The organism is Sulfolobus sp. B1 (assembly GCF_007050195.1).
Classification (GTDB): domain Archaea; phylum Thermoproteota; class Thermoprotei_A; order Sulfolobales; family Sulfolobaceae; genus Saccharolobus.
In genome coordinates this window covers 1-592 of sequence record NZ_QIMI01000356.1, presented here as the reverse complement: position 1 = coordinate 592, position 592 = coordinate 1, and the positions used below count along the sequence as shown (strand labels likewise).

Below are 592 nucleotides of genomic sequence, written 5' to 3'. Positions count from 1 at the left end.
CAAACGCAACACCAGGAGTATACTACATACCAAGAAATATAAGATAGTGTTTTCTGCAGTACCCGATGAGGAGATAGGAGGATTGCATGGATCTTTGAAACTAGCTCAAATCTATGATTCAAATTTAGTTGTGATTGGAGAACCGTCTGGCTCAACCTCAATGACTCTAGCTGAAAAGGGTCTATTCCAATTAAAGCTAAAAGGATTTGGTAGACTGGCTCATGGTAGCCTCCCCTCTTTGGGGGATAATGCTATTCTCAAAGTCATGAGAGATTTAGAAAGACTGAACACTGAAATAAATAAGATAAACATAGATCTTCCTTCCGACTTAGAGGAAATTATTAAGGACACAGAGACTATATATAATTTACCTGAGGTATTTAAGATCTCATTTAATCCCTCAGTAATTAAAGGAGGAGTTAAAACAAACGTTGTGCCAGATTATTGTGAGATAGAAATTGACATGAGAATACCCCCAGGTATAAGCTCGAATAGTCTTCTAGATTATGTAAAAAATAACGTAATTAAGGAAACAATAGTGGAACCTATCGATCTTTCTGACCCTAATTATACCTCACCTAATGACAACTAT

1 protein-coding gene is annotated in these 592 nt (G+C 36.3%); it reads left to right on the top strand.

The features are described from left to right. On the top strand, nucleotides 1-592 hold a 592-nt coding region (locus DMP16_RS10675; RefSeq protein WP_185957881.1), incomplete at both ends, for a peptidase dimerization domain-containing protein.